The sequence below is a fragment of the Yinghuangia sp. YIM S09857 genome (genome assembly GCF_051388915.1).
In the GTDB taxonomy this organism is placed as follows: domain Bacteria; phylum Actinomycetota; class Actinomycetes; order Streptomycetales; family Streptomycetaceae; genus Yinghuangia.
On the sequence record NZ_JBPKBH010000024.1, the window covers coordinates 31031 to 48956 of the forward strand.

Genomic DNA, 17926 nt, shown 5'->3' on the forward strand with positions numbered 1-17926 from the left:
GGGACCGCCCGCCGGGAACCCGGCGGGCGGTCGGCTCGTTGGGCTCTTTGGAACAGGCAAACAGAAGAGCTGCACAGCAGGTTCGCGGTGCCGGAGCGGTGCCCAGAGGCATTTATCCGGGCTTAACAGGCAGGTTGTCTATGGTGGTTGCGCTACTCGAAAGAGGAGGTGTGGCAGTGGACGACCACCGCGGGGATCAGACCGTTCCTCGCGCTGGCGCGCCGATGCCAAATCACGTGGCCGAAGCCGCAAACGCAACCACCGACCATGCCCCCGCTCCCGCCGGTACCACCGCGGCGTCGGGGGATTTCGCGCAGACTGCCTCCGTGGCGGGCACGACCGCCCGTCCAGGAGCCGACGCGTGGACCCCGCCGTCGTGGGAGGACATAGTCCGCACCCACTCGGCGAGGGTGTACCGACTCGCCTACCGCCTGAGCGGCAACCCGCACGACGCGGACGACATCACGCAAGAGGTGTTCGTCCGGGTCTTTCGTTCGCTGTCGAGCTACACGCCCGGCACGTTCGAGGGCTGGTTGCACCGGATCACCACGAACCTGTTCCTCGACATGGTGCGTCGTCGCCAGCGCATCCGGTTCGAGGGCCTCGCCGACGACGCCGCCGAGCGGCTTCCCGGACGCGAGCTGTCCCCGGACCAGACGTACGACGACGCCCACTTCGACGCGGATGTCCAGCAGGCGCTGGACGCGCTCGCCCCGGAATTCCGCGCCGCCGTCGTACTCTGCGATATCGAGGGCCTGTCGTACGAGGAGATCGCCACCACGCTCGGTGTGAAACTCGGGACCGTCCGAAGCCGCATACATCGCGGCAGGTCCCAGCTCCGGGCGGCGCTGCGGCACCGTGCCCCCCGGACCTCTGCTGACCGCGAGGACATCCCGGGGTGTGCGTCGGTGCAGAGATGAGGGCACCGTGATCGTTGGTTCTAACGTCGGGGCGGTACGTCCGGCCGCGGGAGCGGGCCGGTGAACCACCCCGAGGACAAGCTCGCGGCCTATGTGGACGGCGAGCTGGGGCATGACGCCAGGGAGAAGGTCCTGGCGCATCTGGCGCAGTGCGCCGAGTGCCGCGTCGAGGCGGAGGAGCAGCGGCGCGTCAAGGCGCTGCTGGCGAACAGCTCCGAACCGGGACCGTCCGCGGACCTGATGGCCCGTCTGCTCGCCATGGGCGAGGGCGGGTTCGGCGGCCCTTCCGCCCCCGGCGGTGAGGACGAGTTGATCCCGCCGCCGTCCCGTGTCAGGGGGTCGGTTCAGCCCCTGAGTCGCAGGTCGGGTGCCGCACGCCCGCGCGGCGGGACGGGCCCCCGTGCCGGACGCCCCAACTCCGCGCCCTCACGCGTGCGACCCCCGGTGGGCAAACGCCGCCTGACGTTCGCCGCCGCGGGTGCCTTCTCGATGATGGCCATGGCGCTGAGCAGCGCGGTCATCGCCCAGGGCCCGGCCGGCGGCTCGTCCGGGCGTCCCGCGGCGCCGATCGTGGAACGCAATCTGGTGGAGCAGGCCGGCACCGTCGGCGTCGCGCCCACCGGCGCCACCACGGCCGTCCCCGCCACCCTCGCCGCCCCCGCCGGCAGAGCGCTCTCGGTCTCGGTGACCACCCAGGCCGCGTCGGCGCCGAACCGGCACTGAGGTCCCGCACACCCCTCGCCCGCACACCTACGAGCGCCCGGACGGCCGAGCGCTCGTTCGCGTGTGGGCGGGGGCGTTCGGCTGCGGCGGGTGGCCTTGGGCGGCCGTTCGCGTGCGGCCGTCGCGGTGGGTCCCGCGCTGCGGCGGGGCGCGGCATTGGGGAGACTTGCCCGTGACGGGCTCGCCGCCGGCGGCCCACGAGGAACGGCGCGGCAGAGCCGCCACGGAGGGTTCTGGATGAGCGACGAGCCGGGCGACGTCGTCGGACACGGCGACGCGGACGAGCAGCCCGTGCCCGGAATTGGCCGGGACGCCGACGAGTTGCGGGCCGGTCGGGAGTCGGACGCGGGTGCGGAGGAGTCCGACGGCGCCGAGCCCCGGGCGGCGGGGCGGGCCGGGGGCGCGGACGCGACTGGCGACGCCGTCGGTGGCGACGCGGCCGAGGCGGAGGGGCCCGGGCACCCGCCGTACAAGTCGTTCCAGGATCCGGCCCATGAGCCTCCGGCGTTCGGCGGCGCCCCTGCGCCGGTGGATTCCGCTCCCGCGGCGCCGCCTCCACCCCCGCCCACGCCCGCCTGGGGGTTCCCGCATCCGGCGGGGCAGCCGACGCTTCCGCCGAACTCGGGTACGCCGTACGCCCACCCGGCGGCCGCCCACGGCTACGGCCCCGGCCACGCGGCCGGTCAGGGCGGTCCGACCTGGCAGGCGCAGGGGTACGGGCAGCCGTACGGTTTCGGGTGGACGTACGACGCGGACAGCGGGCCGGGCGGGCTGCCGTACGGCGACGGCGGCTTCGGTGCGATGCCGCCCGGATATCCGCCCGGCGCGTACGCCTTCCCGGTCGAGGAGCCGCGCGAGCCGGTCAAGTGGACGTGGCGCATCGGGGTCGGCCTCGCCTGCATCGCCCTTGCGGCCGGGGCGCTCGGCGGCGGGATCGGGGTCTGGGTCGCGGACCGCGACGAGAAGGGCGTCACGCTGCGCCAGCCGACCTCGTCCGGTCCGGAGCGCCCGCGCGACACGGTTGCCGGGCTGGCCGCGACGACGCTGCCCGGGGTGGTCTACATCCACGCGTCCAGGGGCGGCGAGCAGGCCTCCGGCACCGGCTTCGTGCTGGACGGCAACGGCTACATCCTGACCAACAACCACGTCGTGTCGGGGGCCGCGAACGGCGGCCGGATCAGCGTCGTGTTCAACGGCGGCGAGCAGGCGGACGCGACGATCGTCGGCCGCGACACCGGCTACGACCTCGCGGTGATCCGGGTGCACAACGTGAAGGGCCTGGTGCCGCTGCCACTGGGCAACTCGGACTCGGTGCAGGTGGGCGATCCGGTGATCGCGATCGGTGCGCCGTACAACCTCGAAGGCACCGTGACGTCCGGGATCATCAGCGCGAAGGACCGCGCGGTGAGTGCGGGGGGTTCGGGCGAGGACGTGTCGTACATCAGCGCGTTGCAGACGGATGCCCCGATCAATCCGGGCAATTCCGGTGGCCCGCTGATCGACGCGTCGGGGCGGGTGATCGGCGTCAACTCGGCGATCCGGTCCGCGGGCGAGGAGAGCGACCCGTTCGGCGGCGAAGGCGCGGCCGGCAGCATCGGGCTCGGCTTCGCGATCCCGATCAACCAGGCCAAGCGGGTGGCCCAGCAGCTCATCGACGACGGCAAGGCCGTGCACCCGGTGATCGGTGTCACGCTCGACATGCAGTACGAGGGTGAGGGCGCGCGCATCTCCGACAAGGACTTCGAGGGCCGCCCGCCGGTGCTCCCCGACGGGCCCGCCGCCCGTGCGGGTCTCCAGCCCGGCGACGTCGTCACCGCGATCGACGGCAAGCGGGTCGCCGAGGCGAACGAGTTGATCGTCGCGGTGCGCAGCAAGGCGCCGGGCGACACGGTGACGCTGACCGTCAAACGCGGGGACGCGGAACTCAGCCTGCCGATAAAGCTGGAGGGCGAGAGCGGGTGACCCCGTCCGGCGGGGTCGGTGGGTGGCTCCGGGGGCGGCGCGGGTGACCTGGTTGTGTCGTGCACATGGCCGGGCGGTCACATCTGCTGGGCAAAGTGTTGCCAAAAGGTACATATCGCCCGGCACTTCCTCGGGGGCAGTGCCGCTTCCCGGCCCCGGCGGTTACTGTTGTCGGGGTCCGGTCGGCCGATCGGCTCTTGCCGCGCAGCTCGTGGAGTCCAGGTGTTCGACGTCGGTCCTCTGGAGATGGTCGCGCTCATCATCATCGCGATCGTCGTCTTCGGGCCTGACAAGCTGCCCAAGATGGTCGGCGAGGCGGCCCGGACGATACGCAAGTTCCGCGAGTTCTCCACCAACGCGCGCTCGGACCTGAAGAAAGAGCTCGGTCCGGAGTTCGAGAACATCAAGTTCGAGGACCTCAACCCGAAGACGTTCGCCCGCAAGCACCTGATGGGCGACGACGACGAGCTCGGCCTCAAGGAGTTCGGCGACCTGCGCGAGGACCTGACCCGGCAACTGCGCTTCGACGAGGACGCCGCCAACGGCGTGCCGAGCGCCCCGGGCCCGGCCGCGCACCCGATGCTGGAGAAGAAGAACGGCACGCGCGTGCAGCCGGGTGAGCGCCCGCCGTACGACGCCGACGCGACCTGAGGCGCCGCCCGCGGGCCGTTACTTTTCTCCTTTCTCTACCTCCGCTGGTGCGGTGGCCCAAAGGTTCGCCGAGGACCGGTGAAGGTTTGTGGTCACCGCACCGAGGCCCGTACGGCCGCAGAACGCCCACAGGACCCCCGGAACGGCGGGTCGTGCGCGATTGCCGCACCTGTGGCGGGGCACAGGCCGTACCGTGCCAGAGCGGGACCGGTGACGGCGCGCCTCAGGGCGTCGCGAGCAGACAAGGCGAAGCATGGACACGATGAGCCACGCAGGCGCACCCGACCGAGCGCTGGGCGACCAGTCGGGGGCGGACCACGCGGGGGAAGACACGGCCGAGGGGGAGACGGGGCCTTCGCTGCACGACCAGTACCTTGTCGCCGACTTCCCGTGGTACGGCCTCGACGAGGGCTGGGACGGGCGGCGCTGGCTCGCGTCGGTCTGTCAGGGCCGCGAGGGGCTGGAGTACGGCACCCTCGGCCACGGCGACGCCCCGAGCCGCCGGCCCGGCGACCCGAGCCCGCGGCGGTTCGTCTCGGTCGTCACCGTCCCGCAGCGCGAACGCCGCCCGAGCGGCGACGGCGCGGGTCTGCTTGAGGCCACGTCGATGGCCAGTGCGGCGTCCGTCGCGGGGGTCGCGCTGCTGGCCGACAGTTGGCCCTGGGACCTCGACCGCGAGCTGCGGCAGGAGTGGATGGACCAGCAGACCCACCTGGCCTGGGAGCTGGCCGACAACCTGGAGGGCGACGGCTGGACGGGGCTCGCGCTGCCGGTCAACGGCGTCCCGAACCGGTTCCGCTACCGCGAGTCGGAGTACGGGTGGGTGCTCGCGGGACAGGCGGCGGGGGTGTACCTGGGGGTGTACGGGCGCGGGGTCAGTGCGTACGGGCTGGGGCTCGCGTTGATGCCGGAGCTGAAGGCGTACGAGGCCTGAGGACGCAGGGGGCGCCTTTGGGGGCGCCCCCTGGTGCCGTGCGGTTTGGTTCTCTTGCCGGACTACCGGACTACCGGACTACCGGACTACCGGACTACCGGACTACCGGACTACCGGACTACCGGACTACCGGACTACCGGACTGTACGCTCTCGGGCCGTAGGGCTCCGAGGGTCAGAACTTCCGCTTCGGGGTCAGTCCGAGCTGCATGCCGGAGAGCCCGCGCTGACGGTTGACGAGCTTGTCCGCGATGCCGCGCAGTGCGACCGCGGCGGCCGAGTCGGGGGTGTCGACCACGACCGGCGCACCGGTGTCGCCGCCCTCGCGCAGCCGGGTGTCGATCGGGATCTGCCCGAGCAGCGGAACCTTGGTGCCGGTCGCCTGCGACAGGCCGTCCGCCACGCGCCGGCCGCCGCCGCTGCCGAAGACGTCGAGGATGTGGTCGTCGCAGTGCGGGCACGGCAGGCCCGACATGTTCTCGATCACACCCGCGATGGTCTGCCGCGTCTCGACCGCGATCGTCCCGGCCCGCTCGGCCACCTCGGCGGCCGCCTGCTGCGGGGTGGTGACGACCAGGATCTCCGCGTTCGGCACCAACTGCGCGACCGAGATCGCGATGTCGCCGGTGCCCGGCGGCAGGTCCATGAGCAGGACGTCCAGGTCGCCCCAGTAGACGTCGGCCAGGAACTGCTGGAGCGCGCGGTGCAGCATCGGTCCGCGCCACACCACGGGTGCGTTGCCCGCGATGAACATCCCGATCGAGATCACCTTCACGCCGCGCGCCTCGGGCGGCATGATCATGTTCTCGACCTGCGTCGGGCGCCCCTCCGCGCCGAGCATGCGCGGCACCGAGTGGCCGTAGATGTCCGCGTCGACGACGCCGACCTTGAGGCCCTGCGCGGCCATCGCGGCGGCCAGGTTCACGGTCACGGACGACTTGCCGACGCCGCCCTTGCCCGAGGCCACCGCGTACACCCGGGTCAGCGAGCCGGGTTTCGCGAACGGCACCTCGCGCTCGGCCTGGCCGCCGCGCAGGTGCGAGGCCAGCTCCTTGCGCTGCTCGTCGCTCATCACGTCGAGCTCGACCTCGACCGCGGTGACGCCCGCGACCTTGCCGACGGCCTCGCTCACCCGCGAGGTGATGGTGTCCCGCATCGGACAGCCGGCCACGGTCAGGTAGACCGCCACTTTGACGCGCCCGTCGGCGGCGATGTCGACGGACTTGACCATGCCGAGCTCGGTGATCGGCTTGTGGATCTCGGGGTCGTCGACGGTCGCCAGCGCGTCCCGTACGGCGTCTTCCGGGACAGAAGTACGGGTCTCGCCAGATTCCAGGGTTGCCATACGAGTGAGCTTACGTCCCCGAAGGGGTTCCACCGCGCCCAGGTGGCCTACCTCGCCCGCCCTCCCGACCGTTGTCGCGGCCGCTGTCGGGCTTCGGGTCACGGCCGGGATCGCCCGAAATGTCGCGCCCGCCTTCGCGACCGCGGTCCCGACCGCCCGATCCGCCGGAACTGTCGCCCCCCTCGCGGCCGTTGTCGGTCGATTCCGGGTGTGACGCGAGCCACTGTCCGGCCTCGCGGCGATCGTCCAGCTCCTTCATCAACGACTGGAGCTCGGACCGCAGGAAGTCGCGCGTCGCCACCTCGCCGAGGGCGATGCGCAGGGCCGCGACCTCGCGCGTCAGGTACTCGGTGTCGGCGATGTTGCGCTCGTTGCGTGCCCGGTCCTGCTCCAGGTTGACGCGGTCGCGGTCGTCCTGCCGGTTCTGCGCGAGCAGGATGAGCGGGGCGGCGTACGACGCCTGGAGCGACAGGGCCAGGGTGAGGAAGATGAACGGGAACTCGTCGAAGCGCAGGTCCTCGGGCACCGCGACGTTCCAGGCCACCCACACGAACACGGTCGCGGTCATGTAGACCAGGAACCGCCCGGTGCCCAGGAAGCGCGCGATGCGTTCGGAGAAGCGGCCGAACGACTCCGGGTCGTACTTCGGCAGCAGGTTCAGCCGCCGCTGCGGCAGCGTCGGCTGGTCCAGGCGGGGCCGGCGCCGGCGCTCGTCGGGCAGCGCGCCCTGCGTCTCACGCGCCATTGAGGCGGCTCCTCACCTCGGCCGGGTTGACCCCGCGCGCCTCGCCGTGCAGCGCGCCCTCGCGCCAGTCCTCGGGCAGCAGGTGGTCGAGGACGTCGTCCACGGTGACCGCGCCGAGCAGGTGGTCGTCCTCGTCCACGACGGGCGCGGCGACCATGTTGTACGCGGCCAGGAAGCTCGTCACGTCGGCGAGCGGGGCGTCCGGGCGCAGCGGGCGCAGGTCGGTGTCGACCACCGCCCCGACGAGGGTGAACGGGGGGTCGCGCAGCAGCCGCTGGAAGTGCACGGTGCCGAGGTATTTGCCGGTGGGGGTCTCGGTGGGCGGGCGGCAGACATACACCTGACTGGCCAGCGCGGGGGAGAGGTCGGGGTTGCGGACCAGGGCCAGGGCCTCGGCGATGGTGGCGTCCGGCTCCAGGACGATCGGCTCGGTGGTCATCATGCCGCCGGCGGTGTCGTCGGAGTAGGTGAGGAGGCGGCGCACGTCGTCGGCCTCGTCCGGCTCCATGAGGTCGAGCAGGCGTTCGGCGGTCTCCTCGGGCAGCTCGGAGATCAGGTCGGCCGCGTCGTCCGGGTCCATGGCCTCCAGGACGTCTGCGGCCCGCTCCTCGCGCAACTGGCCCAGGATCTCGACCTGGTCGTCCTCGGGCAGCTCTTCGAGGACGTCCGCGAGCCGGTCGTCGTCCAGCGCCGCGGCCACCTCGACGCGGCGCTTCGGGGACAGGCTGTGCAGCACGTTGGCCAGGTCGGCGGCGCGGAGCTGCTCGAACGTGGCGAGCAGGTTGGCGGCGCCCTGTTGTTCCTCGGGGCGCTCGAAGCCGGTGACGGCGTTCCAGTCGACGGTGAGCGTCTCGCCGCGCCGGCGGCGCAGCGCGGAGCCGGTGCCGCCCTTCTGCACGAAGAGCTTGCTGACGTACCAGTCGCGCCCGCGGCCGGCGCTCATCGCGACGTCGAGGACGGTCACCTGCTCGCCGGTCTCCACGAGGGTGACGCGGCGGTCCAGCATCTCCGCGAGTACGAGGGTCTCGGTCGGGCGCTGCTCGAAGCGCCGCATGTTGACCAGGCCGGTGGTGATGACCTCGCCGGTCTCGACGCTCGTCACGCGCGTCATCGGGACGAAGATGCGGCGGCGCGTGGTGACCTCGACCACGAGGCCGAGGACGCGCGGGGGCTGGTTGCCGGTGCGGAGGGCGATCACGACGTCGCGCATCCGGCCGACCTGGTCGCCGCCGGGGTCGAAGACGGCGGCGCCGGCGAGGTGGGAGATGAAGACGCGGCTGGGGGTGCCGCTCATGCGGGCACCTCGCTTTGGGGGGTGGTGCCCGGCTCGGGAGGGGTGTGTGTGCCGGGGACCGCCGGGCCTGGGCAGCGGCTCGGGAAGCGCGTCCTGGTGCCGGTCGGTTCGCTGCGCTCGCTCATGGCCGCCTCCCTTCGAGTGGCCCGCAGTGTGCGGGCGACGCCGTACCGCCGCGTACCGAACAGTACCGGCCGGGTGTGCTTTCGGATCTTCGGGAGATCACACCGGCCGGTCCCGCCTTTCGCCTGTGCCCGCACCGGCCGGATGTGATGCCCACGGCGGTGCTTTGTACGCTGCGTGCTGACATCACGACCCGCACGCCGCCCGAGGGGAACCGTTGCGCCGACGATTGCGAGCGCCCGTCGTCCTGGTCCTGCTGCTGTGGATGTTCGGGACCGCGTGCTCCGGCCCCGACGACCCCACGGGGCTGGCGGGCGAGCCGACCGACGTGATCCTGGATCAGGCGCGTACGGCCGCCAAGAACGCGACCGCGGTGCACATCACCGGCACGTGGGTGACGCAGCAGGTCGAGTACCAGATAGACATGCGCATCAAGACGGACGGCGCGACCGGCGAGATCGTCAGCACCGGCACGCGGATCGAACTGCTGCGGGTGGGCGTCGACCTGTTCGTGCGCGGCGACGAAAGCCTCTACCAACCGCGCGACGGCCGTCAGGACCCGGACGCGGCGGCGTCGGCGGAGGTGCTGCGCGACAAGTTCGTGAAGGTGCCGCCGGACGACCCGGCGTTCGCCCGGCTATCCGGATTCACCCAGCTCCACCCGTTGCTGGACGAGTTGTTCCGGCTTGAGGGGAAGGTCAAGAAGGACGGCCGCAAGAACGTGCGCGGCGTCGAGACGCTGGCGCTCGCGGCCAACAAGGGGCGGGGCGGCGAGCTGTACGTGTCGCTGGGCGGCAAGCCGTACCCGATGCGCTACAGCCCCGGCCCGAATGCCGGACGCCTCGACTTCTACGAGTACGACACCGACTTCCCGGTCGAGGTGCCGCCGGGCAACCAGGTCGTGGACTACGGGACGCTCAATCCGGCCCAGCCGCCGGCGCCGGGGACGGACGCGCACCAGTCGCCGGCGCCGGGGGCGTCGGGGAAGCCGTCCGGCAGCCCGACCGGGACCAGGAGTCCGAGCGGCCAACCCACCAGTACGCGCTCTTCGTGACCTGAACCGGGGCCGCACCGGGATACGGTGGCCCCGGCCCCACGCCCACTGGGACCCCGGGCCCGGCCCACGCCCCTCGGGGACCGGCACCGGCACCCGGCTCCATCCGGCTCCACCCGGCTTGACACGTAAGGAAACTGGCGGTGACTCGACGAAGCGCCCGGTCGCGGACGGGCCTCGTTGCGACGGCTGCGCTCGTGGCGGCGGTCCTGGCATCCGGATGCAGCGTGGGCAAGCCCGCGCACCGTTCCTTCTCCGACCCCGGCGACGAGCCGTCCGTCGGCCTGCCACTGGGCAACCAGGTCGGCGACCTCGACGCCGCGGCGATCCTGCAACGGGCCCAGGCGGCCACCGCGGCGGCGGCGTTCGTGCACGTCAAGGGCACCGTCACCGAGCCGGGGGCGAGCACGCCGTTCAGCGTCGACATGCGGTTCACGGCCACCGGCAGCGACGGCTCGATCGTCGAGGACGGCGTCACGGCGCGGGTGACCCGCGTGCAGAACCAGGTGTGGTTCCAGGGGGACGCGCGGTTCTGGTCCGAGGTCGGCAGCGCGGCGGCGGAGACGGCCAACCGGGGCAAGTTCGTCCAGGTCCCGGTCGGCGACAAGAAGTATGCGGGGCTGGTCGAGAACACGTACGTCGAACGCCTCGTCACCAAACTCCTCGGCAAGCCCGGCCCCCTCGAAAAGGGCGAGACGCGCGAGGTCAACGGCCGCGACGCCATCGCCCTCGTCGACCGCGGACCGGGCGGCGGCACCATTTGGGTGGCCACCGAGGGCGCCCCGTACCTGATGCGCTTCGAGGCCGGCCCCGAGTCCCGGACCAAGGGCGCCATCGACTTCCTCGGCTACAACGAACGCACCGTCATCACCGCCCCCGACCCGGACCTCGTCGTCGACAAGGACCTGTCCCCGCCCCCCACGGGATCCTCCAAATCCCCGACCAAGCGCCCGACTTCCCCGAGCACAAGGTCCACGACGAAGACGCCCACGGCGTCCCGGACCTGACCGCGCTCATGGCCCTGCCCCGAACTCCGGCGGATTGGAGTGCAGTGCGCGTGCGTAGTGCGCCCGGCTCCGGTAGGGCCCCTGGGCTGAGCACGGTCTCGGCTCGGCCCTCCGCGGATGGCGCGTACCGCTGATTCGTTGGAAGGCCCCGTTCACAGGTGTGCGTCGGGCGGAGGCGCTGCGCGCGGCCGCCACCGGTGGCCGCGCGTTCAGGGCGGGGAAGGTCATATCCCGCGACGCCACCTGCATCCTGAGTGGGGCCTGACACTCTCTCTGCCATGCACAGTTTTCTTCTGGTCGAAGGCTCGAACACGTCGGGCAGTGTGGTGACTTCGTATGCGGCGGTCCACACGACCGTGGCGGCGTGCGAGGTCGCGATTCGGGACTACGTCTGTTCGGGCGGCGGCTTCGTGTTGACTCCGTCTGCGGGGCAGGAGCTGTCCGTGCGGGTGTACCAGCAGGGCGTACACGCGGCGACGCATGATCTGATGCCCTTGCTCCGCCTGCGGATCCCCGGGTTCGCGGAACTGGGGTTCGATGACAATCATGATCACGTCGGAGGCGAACCGGAGCCGGACAGCGACGCCGACGGCATCGACGACCCTGAACTCCTGGTGGACATGCGGGTCGAGGCGATGCTTGAACACCACGACGAGATCGGGGTCGGCGTCGAGTGGGACCGCGTACGCGTACCCGCCTTGCGCGAGCCGCTGCTACCTGAGCAGCAGTCCGTCACCGTGGACGGGCGAACCTTGCGTTTCGGAGTGAACTGGTTTCAGGGCTGACACGGTACGGCGTGGTCACGCCGGTTGGTTGGTCCCTTGCGGCTGAGTCGGTCGGTTCCCAGGGGGTTGCGCGCGGCCGCGAGAGTTTGGAGTAGCGGTCGGGCTGAGCGTTCGTGGTGGCGCCTGCCCGGGGGGAGCGGCGGACGAACGTACGGGGTGATCGGCGAGGCCGCGGTCAGGGGCGGAGTTTGCGGCCCAGGGAGAGGTTCTTGGGGGAAGGGCCCCTCGTGGTTGCCGGGGTGGGGGGTGGTGGAGCGGACTGGGAGGTGTCGGGGAGGGCTTGGCCGTGGGTGAGGCGGCGGGGGGTGTCGAGGCGGACGATGACGCAGTCCTGGGCCCAGCGGGTGGGTTGCTGTTCGCCGTCGGGAGCGTTGAGGCGGTCGGCGTGCAGGGCGGCGGCCGCGTCGGGCCAGGCGGGGGTGTCGGGGGTGAGGACGGTGACGTCGGCGGTCCAGGTGAGCAGGCGTCCGCCCTTGTCCTTGCTGCGGAGAGTGGCCTCGGCGGTGGCCGCATCGGCGAGGCCGGGAACATGTTGCTCGACGGCCTCGGCGGTACGGGCCTGGAGGATGTGCACCGCGCCGTCGTGCCAGGTGTGCCACACCGGACGGGCGGGGTGTGCGGCGGGGGCGATCCACAGGAGGCCGGACTTTTTCGCCGCCTCTTCGAGCAGTGCGGTGTCGAAGGGGGCCGATGAGGACGCCGCGGGGGAGGCGGGGGGTGTCCCGGGCGGCGTCGCCGACTGCGAGGACGGCGAAGAGGACGAGGGTGGCGAGGGGGTCCCGGGCTCACTCATGGACGTCAGGGTCCCATATGGCGGACGTGGGGTAGGCGAGCCGGAAGTGCCGGGCTCCCGTGGGGGCGCGGCGGTCGCCAGGATGGTGGGGCGCGCCGTGGGAGACGCGGCGTTCGGCATGCAGGACGCGGTGCCCCCGCGAGACGGGCCGCCCCGCGCCAAACCAGCCGCACCCCGCATGGCCCCTCAGGTGACCTGCCAGTAACCTGACCGCACGATCCGCATGCAATGGGAGGACCATCAATGGCCGCCACATCGCGTAGCCTGCGTTCCCGCCGTTCCTGTATGGCAGTTCCGGGCAGCAACCCGCGCTTCATCGAGAAGGCCCAGGGCCTGCCGGTGGACCAGGTGTTCCTGGACCTGGAGGACGCCTGCGCACCCCTCGCCAAGGAGGGCGCCCGCCACACCATCGTGGACGCGCTCAACAACGGCGACTGGGGAGACCGGATCCGCGTCGTGCGGGTCAACGACTGGACGACCCACTGGACGTACCGCGACGTGGTCACCGTCGTCGAAGGCGCCGGCGCGAACCTCGACTGCATCATGCTGCCGAAGGTGCAGGACGCCTCGCAGGTCAAGGCCCTCGACATGCTGCTGACCCAGATCGAGAAGACGGTCGGCCTGGAGGTCGGCCGGATCGGCATCGAGGCGCAGATCGAGAACGCCCGCGGCCTGGTGAACGTCGACGAGATCGCCGCCGCGTCGTCGCGCATCGAGACGATCATCTTCGGCCCGGCCGACTTCATGGCGTCGATCAACATGAAGTCGCTGGTGGTCGGCGAGCAGCCGCCCGGGTACGACACGGGCGACGCGTACCACTACATCCTGATGCGGATCCTGATGGCCGCGCGCATGCACGACCTCCAGGCGATCGACGGCCCGTACCTCCAGATCAAGGACACGGACGGCTTCCGCCGCGTGGCGGGACGCTCGGCGGCGCTCGGGTACGACGGCAAGTGGGTGCTGCACCCGGGCCAGATCGACGCGGCCAACGAGGTGTACGCGCCGTCGCAGGCGGACTACGACCACGCCGAGCTGATCCTGGACGCGTACGAGTGGTGCACGTCGGAGGCCGGCGGGGCCAAGGGCGCGGCGATGCTCGGCGACGAGATGATCGACGAGGCGTCGCGCAAGATGGCGCTGGTGATCTCGGCGAAGGGCCGGGCGGCCGGGATGACCCGGACGAGCAAGTTCGAGCCGCCGCAGAGCTGAGGGCCGACGGGCGGACGTCCGTCCAGGCTGAGCACCACAGAAAGCCGATCGCCGCGAAGAGCGAACGCGGCGGTGCGGTCCCGACGAGGCTTCGGCCGCCTGCCGCGTGCGGGCGGGCGGAGCCTCGCGGCGTCGGCGGGGCGGCACGGTGCCGGACCGCGCGCGGGTCAGCCGCGGTCGTCCAGCGGGAGGACCACCCACATCGTCTTGCCGCCGTCCTCGGTCGACTGCACCTCGGTGATGCCGTGCGCCTCGGTGATGACCTCATGCACCACGCCGAGGCCGTCGCCGGGGCGGGCCGGGGGCCGCGGGTCGGCGTCGTGTACGCCGACTCCGATGTGGCCGTCGCCGAGCACCATCGTGAGGGTGAACACGGGCGAGAGCCGGTCGGCGTTGCGCACCGAGTTGGCGGCCAGTTCGGACACGATCAGGCGCAGATCGTAGGCCAGGTCCGTGCCCGGACACACGCCCCAGTCCGCAAGCGCCTCGGTGAGGAGCCTGCGCGCCTGCGGAACGGCCGCGGGGGCCGCACTGAGGCGGGCCGTGCGGTGCCGGGCCCGCTGGTCGACAGTCATGAAGGTCCTCGCACGACGGGCAAACGGGCGGTCGGAGGTCGGGCGGGACCGTCCCGCCGGGGGGTTTTCGGGCGTGCGGAAGTACACCCCAGCCGGTGCCGCGGCGCTCCGGTGGGTCCGGTGGGTCCGGGCCATCTAGCATGGCGCGCGCGGAGATCATGCCGCAATGCGTTCGCGCGACCGGCCTCCGCCCGCTGACCTGCGGCATCGGTTCTGCGCGGGTAGAACCGAGGGCCGATTCGGCGGCCCACACGGGGGTATTGCGGGGGGCGACGCGGCAGGGGGACGCTCCGCGCCGCACAGCGTTTCCGCGGGCCGGGCGTGTACCGCGGGCCCGGGTCGGAGGGTGCATCAGAGGGTGGCGGAGGCCGTCTCTGAAGGAGGCGGCGCGCAGCAGTGCTCGCCGGTGGGGGCCGTGCCCGGGTGGTGGGCCACGGGGTGGCGGAGGCGGTCTCTGAGGGATGCGGCGCGCAGCAGCACTTGCCGGCGGAGGGCCGTGCACGGGTGGTGGATCACGGGGTGGCGGAGGCCGCTTCTGAGGGATGCGGCCCCGCAGCACTTGCCGGTGGGGGGCCGTGGCCGGGTGGTGGATCATGGGGTGGCCCAAGGCGTCCCCGCGCCGCGCCGCGCTCCGGCGGATCGTGCGCGCACAGCGGACCGGAGTGCACCCAGGGCCGCATCCGATGGCCGCTCCGCGCCGCCGTCCGCCCCCGTGGACGTGGTGGAGATCGCTCCATCGCACTGGTGTCCGTCGCCGCGGAACGGGCACTATCCCCCTGCGCAGCACCCCCAGCGAAGTGGATCCCTTGATGAGCGCCATGCGGTCGCGTGCCTCCGGTGGTGGGGACGCGCGTGACCGGGGGCCTCGGCGGCAGGTGCGGCGGCTGCCGTTCACCGCGGCGTCCGGGGCGGTGGCGCGGTCGCGGAGTTTCCTGCGGACCGCGATGCAGGCGTACGGCTGGCTCCCCGCCTCCGACCGGGCCACCGAACTCGCCGCCGACGACATCCTGCTGGTCGCCGTCGAACTCGTCACCAACGCCTGCCTGCACGGCGGCGGCCCGGTGGAGCTGCGCCTCGTGCGGCTGGACGGCGTGGTCCGCGTCGAGGTCGACGACCGCAGCGACCGCGTTCCGGAGCCCCGCAGCCCGTTCGAGGGGCCGCGGGCCGGCGGGCACGGGCTGCACATCGTCCGCAGGCTGGCCCGCGCGTGGGGCGTCTCGGTGCACTCCGCGCGCACGGGGCGCGGCGGGCGCGGCAAGACGGTGTGGGCGGAACTGGCGGAGCCCGGCCGCCGCGGTGGGGACGCGGGGCCGGGCTCCGAGGGGTGACGGTGGGCGCGGGTCATGCGGGGGACGCCTGCCGTCAGGGGATCAGACCAGGGTGAGCGTGAGGGTTCCGGAGTACGTGCCGGCGGCGGCGAACTCCGGCGTGGTGAGCGTGAGTCCGGCGTCCGCGGTGAACGTCCCGCCCGACTCCGCGCCCGGGGTGCCCGGCGCCTGCGTGCACAGCGAGGCGGCCGCCGTGCTGCTCAGCGGCCCGGCGACACCGGACACCACCTCACTCGAACTCCCCGGCAGCGCCGCACAGTTGGGCGTCCAGGCGACGTTGCCCGCCGGGATGGCGCCCGATCCGCCGGTGTGCGCGAGGTCGGTCATGGTGCCGGTCAGCGACCAGCCCAGGGCGCCGTCCCGCGAGTCGGTCACGGTGATCCGGTTGAGCGCCGCGTCGAGGGTCTTGGCGGTGCCGTCGAGAGTCGCGCCGCCGAAGTCGACGGCGGTTCCGGCCTGGGTCATCGACAGCGTCCCGGGTGCGGGCGCCTCCTCGGCCGGTATCTGGCCCGGCGCGGGCGTGACCGTGAAGGTCGCGGACGCCGTGGCGGCGGAGCCGGACTCGTGCGCCCGGATCATCGCCGTCGCCGGGTCGGCGACCGGGAGGTCGGCGCTGAACGTGCCGTCCGGGCCGACCGGCGCCTCCACGCCGCCGCCCAGTTCGGTGCCGTCCGCGGCCGCGGCCCGGACGACGACGGTCCCGCCCGGGGTGAAGCCGGAGCCGACCAGTTTGACGACGGTTCCGACGGGGCCGGAGGCGGGTGTCGCGGTAAGGGTCTGCGGCACCGCGGTGACGGCCACCGGCACCGCCTTGTGGGCGGGGCCGATCGCGACCTTGAGGGTGTAATTCCCGGGCGCTGCCGCGGGGTTGAGCGTCGCGGTGCCGGTGAGGCGGCCGTCCGCGACCGCGACCGTGTTCGCGGCGACTCCGGCCGTGTCGCACCGGCCGCCGTCCGCCGCGCACAGCGAGACCTCGGGCGCCCCGGCGGGCCAGGCGGTGCCGTTGAGGGCGACCAGCCCGCCCGGCGCGACCGCGGCGCGGTCGGCCGCCAGCGTCGGATCGGCCGGAGCGGCGGGCGTGTCGGCGGCGGTGGGGGGCGCCGCGTCCCCTTCGACGGTCAGCATGGTGGACACGGCCGTCGGCGACACCGGGGTGCACCGGGTCTCGGCCTCCGCCGCGCCGTTCGCGGTGAACCGCGCGAAGTCGCCCGGCGCGAGGCTCACTTGCCCGGCCGCGGTCAACCTCAGCTTCCCGGTCATGTCGGTGAGCCTGAGCTCGGTGCCCGCCGGGGCCTCGGGGTTCTTGCGTTCCCCCGCCACCGCGACCGACCCGCCCTGTGCGCCGCCGACCACGATCTGTCCCTTGGGCAGCGTCGAGTCGGCCGGCACCACGCCCGGCGCGGCGGCCGGTGCGTCCGGCGGATCGGCGGCCTCCGGCGACGCCGTCGCGTTCGGTGCGGCGTCCGCCGGGACCTTCGGGTACGTCTTCCACACCCACGTCACCGTGACCTCGTCCCCGACGCGGTACGCGGGCTTGGCCGGGCTCACCTGGATGTCGACGTCGACGAGGGCGTCCGGGACGGCCTTCTCCGGGGCGGTCTGGTCGACGCATTTCGCCGTATAGGGGACGGGGACCGCGACGGCGGGCGCGACGGCGAGCACCAGGCCCGCCCCGGTCGCCGCCGCCAGTACTCCGGCGGTCGCGGCGGACGTCAGTCGAGCCCTGTGCGGCCTTGGCCGTGAGAACGACGCGGACACTGCGCTCCTCGGGGGCGATAAGAAGAATCGGCCACCGTATCCATGCGGAATTCCGGAGCGTTGTCAATGCCCGATGACAAGAGATCTTGGTATCACGTGTCACCAGCGTCGGGCGGGTACGAGGCTTTTCGTGTGCGACGTCCGATCGGGTCCGGACGCCCGGACGAGGACTCGCCGATCCGGCCCGTGCGGACATACCGCGGGCCGCGAGGGTGCGATGCTTTTATAGCCGATTATGCAATGGGAAGTCAATGTCCGATGACATGTTGATCTTTACGACACGTGTCAGCGCCGCCGGCTTTTTGTCCGCCGACAATACGCGGATTCCCGGGCCCGCAATTACGCGCGATATCCAGGGTTGACATTCATGTGGAAGCGCGGATTCACTCATGGAGGGATCTCGCCGCGGCGCCCGGCGACAATCCGGAGCACGCGCACCGTTCATCCGCCTCGCCGGCCGCATCCGTTCCACGCGCCCCGCGCCGGCCTTCCGGCCGCGCCCGAGCGGGGACACCCGGTGGACGAAACGGAGAAACACGCCGGGAAGTCGGCGGACGAAGAAGGAGAGCCGAGCAGCAGAGAAGGGAGTGCCACCCGATGCCCACCGGCGACACCCGCGCGGTCGACGACACCGCCGGCGCCGGTCGCGGCGTCGCCCCGGGTGCACTCCCGCCGCGGCGGACCCACCACGGCCGTTCGCCCCGGCCGAGGCGCGCAC

Annotated in this window: 16 protein-coding genes; 10 read left to right on the plus strand and 6 right to left on the minus strand. The window is 72.5% G+C overall.

The features are described 5' to 3' along the window. The first annotated feature begins 224 nt into the window (after positions 1-224). From sigE to ACRX5S_RS34875, 5 genes are all read left to right on the plus strand, one after another. Positions 225-920: an RNA polymerase sigma factor SigE gene (sigE, locus tag ACRX5S_RS34855; protein ID WP_436777218.1), complete on the plus strand. Its 696-nt coding sequence runs from the start codon at positions 225-227 to the stop codon at positions 918-920. Between the two features lie 60 nt (positions 921-980). Beyond that, on the plus strand, positions 981-1643 hold the full coding sequence (locus ACRX5S_RS34860; protein ID WP_436777219.1) for a zf-HC2 domain-containing protein: 663 nt from the start codon (positions 981-983) through the stop codon (positions 1641-1643). Between the two features lie 237 nt (positions 1644-1880). After that, positions 1881-3605, plus strand: a complete 1725-nt coding sequence (locus ACRX5S_RS34865; RefSeq protein WP_436777220.1) for a trypsin-like peptidase domain-containing protein — start codon at positions 1881-1883, stop codon at positions 3603-3605. Positions 3606-3827: 222 nt separating this feature from the next. Beyond that, positions 3828-4256, plus strand: a complete 429-nt coding sequence (locus ACRX5S_RS34870; protein WP_436777221.1) for a sec-independent translocase — start codon at positions 3828-3830, stop codon at positions 4254-4256. Positions 4257-4518: 262 nt separating this feature from the next. Further along, a complete protein-coding gene (locus ACRX5S_RS34875) occupies positions 4519-5190 on the plus strand; it encodes a hypothetical protein (RefSeq protein ID WP_436777222.1) in 672 nt (223 codons plus the stop codon). Between the two features lie 174 nt (positions 5191-5364). On the opposite strand, the gene ACRX5S_RS34880 is transcribed toward ACRX5S_RS34875, so the two are convergent. The 3 genes from ACRX5S_RS34880 to ACRX5S_RS34890 are packed head-to-tail and all read right to left on the minus strand — an operon-like array spanning position 5365 to position 8573. Next, positions 5365-6534: an Mrp/NBP35 family ATP-binding protein gene (locus ACRX5S_RS34880; protein WP_436777223.1), complete on the minus strand. Its 1170-nt coding sequence runs from the start codon at positions 6532-6534 to the stop codon at positions 5365-5367. A 10-nt stretch (positions 6535-6544) separates the two neighbouring features. Beyond that, positions 6545-7279, minus strand: a complete 735-nt coding sequence (locus ACRX5S_RS34885; RefSeq protein ID WP_436777224.1) for a DUF1003 domain-containing protein — start codon at positions 7277-7279, stop codon at positions 6545-6547. Further along, the gene (locus ACRX5S_RS34890; protein WP_436777225.1) at positions 7269-8573 is read right to left on the minus strand and encodes a magnesium transporter MgtE N-terminal domain-containing protein; all 1305 of its coding nucleotides are present in this window, start codon (positions 8571-8573) and stop codon (positions 7269-7271) included. The genes ACRX5S_RS34885 and ACRX5S_RS34890 overlap by 11 nt, the downstream gene beginning before the upstream one ends. A 340-nt stretch (positions 8574-8913) precedes the next feature. Here ACRX5S_RS34890 and ACRX5S_RS34895 point away from each other — a divergent pair, with 340 nt between their 5' ends. The 3 genes from ACRX5S_RS34895 (at position 8914) to ACRX5S_RS34905 (ending at position 11542) form a co-directional block, all read left to right on the plus strand. Then, positions 8914-9750 (plus strand): hypothetical protein, encoded by an 837-nt coding sequence (locus tag ACRX5S_RS34895; RefSeq protein ID WP_436777226.1) that lies wholly within the window; start codon positions 8914-8916, stop codon positions 9748-9750. 143 nt (positions 9751-9893) lie between these two features. After that, entirely contained in the window at positions 9894-10757 is an 864-nt protein-coding gene (locus ACRX5S_RS34900; protein ID WP_436777227.1) for a hypothetical protein, read from the plus strand. A 278-nt stretch (positions 10758-11035) separates the two neighbouring features. Next, positions 11036-11542 (plus strand): hypothetical protein, encoded by a 507-nt coding sequence (locus tag ACRX5S_RS34905; RefSeq protein ID WP_436777228.1) that lies wholly within the window; start codon positions 11036-11038, stop codon positions 11540-11542. 175 nt (positions 11543-11717) lie between these two features. Here the strand turns inward: ACRX5S_RS34905 and ACRX5S_RS34910 are convergent, their stop codons facing one another. Beyond that, the gene (locus ACRX5S_RS34910; protein ID WP_436777229.1) at positions 11718-12335 is read right to left on the minus strand and encodes a hypothetical protein; all 618 of its coding nucleotides are present in this window, start codon (positions 12333-12335) and stop codon (positions 11718-11720) included. 243 nt (positions 12336-12578) lie between these two features. Here ACRX5S_RS34910 and ACRX5S_RS34915 point away from each other — a divergent pair, with 243 nt between their 5' ends. After that, on the plus strand, positions 12579-13547 hold the full coding sequence (locus tag ACRX5S_RS34915) for an HpcH/HpaI aldolase/citrate lyase family protein (protein ID WP_436777230.1): 969 nt from the start codon (positions 12579-12581) through the stop codon (positions 13545-13547). 167 nt (positions 13548-13714) lie between these two features. On the opposite strand, the gene ACRX5S_RS34920 is transcribed toward ACRX5S_RS34915, so the two are convergent. Continuing rightward, the gene (locus ACRX5S_RS34920) at positions 13715-14122 is read right to left on the minus strand and encodes an ATP-binding protein (protein ID WP_436777231.1); all 408 of its coding nucleotides are present in this window, start codon (positions 14120-14122) and stop codon (positions 13715-13717) included. A gap of 809 nt (positions 14123-14931) precedes the next feature. Here ACRX5S_RS34920 and ACRX5S_RS34925 point away from each other — a divergent pair. Further along, the gene (locus tag ACRX5S_RS34925) at positions 14932-15450 is read left to right on the plus strand and encodes an ATP-binding protein (protein ID WP_436777232.1); all 519 of its coding nucleotides are present in this window, start codon (positions 14932-14934) and stop codon (positions 15448-15450) included. A gap of 42 nt (positions 15451-15492) precedes the next feature. Here the strand turns inward: ACRX5S_RS34925 and ACRX5S_RS34930 are convergent, their stop codons facing one another. After that, complete coding sequence (locus ACRX5S_RS34930) at positions 15493-17208, minus strand: hypothetical protein (RefSeq protein WP_436777233.1); 1716 nt, start codon at positions 17206-17208, stop codon at positions 15493-15495. Between the last annotated feature and the right edge of the window lie 718 nt (positions 17209-17926).